The 318-nt window shown below is 71.7% G+C and carries 2 protein-coding genes; one reads left to right on the forward strand and one right to left on the reverse strand.

Annotated features, from left to right (window positions below; translation table 11 throughout):
* Nucleotides 1-232: DJ-1/PfpI family protein (locus KVS71_RS17215; protein WP_217585125.1), on the forward strand; the 232-nt coding region annotated here is incomplete at its 5' end.
* 3 nt (nucleotides 233-235) lie between these two features.
* Here KVS71_RS17215 and KVS71_RS17220 read toward each other — a convergent pair.
* The coding region (locus KVS71_RS17220) for a CGNR zinc finger domain-containing protein (protein WP_217585126.1) at nucleotides 236-318 on the reverse strand (83 nt) is incomplete at its 5' end.

Genomic DNA, 318 nt, shown 5'->3' on the forward strand with positions numbered 1-318 from the left:
CTGCCACGGCGCCTGGATCCTCATCGAGGCCGGCGTCGTCGACGGCCGGACGTTCACGAGCTACCCGAGCCTGAAGACCGATCTCCGCAATGCCGGCGCGAGCTGGGTGGACGAGGAGGTCGTCGTCGTCGAGGGGCTCGTGTCGAGCCGCACCCCCGATGACCTCCCGGCGTTCAACGCCAAGCTGGTCGAGGAGATCGGCGTGGGCAAGCACGCGGGACAGACCGCCTGACCATCAGCTCACGCGCGCCCGATGGCGCCGCACCGCCGCCCGGTTCCCGCACCTCACGGAGCAGTACCGCCGGCGGCCGTTGCGCG

It is taken from the genome of Microbacterium sp. GbtcB4, from assembly GCF_019091465.1.
Lineage (GTDB): Bacteria > Actinomycetota > Actinomycetes > Actinomycetales > Microbacteriaceae > Microbacterium > Microbacterium paraoxydans.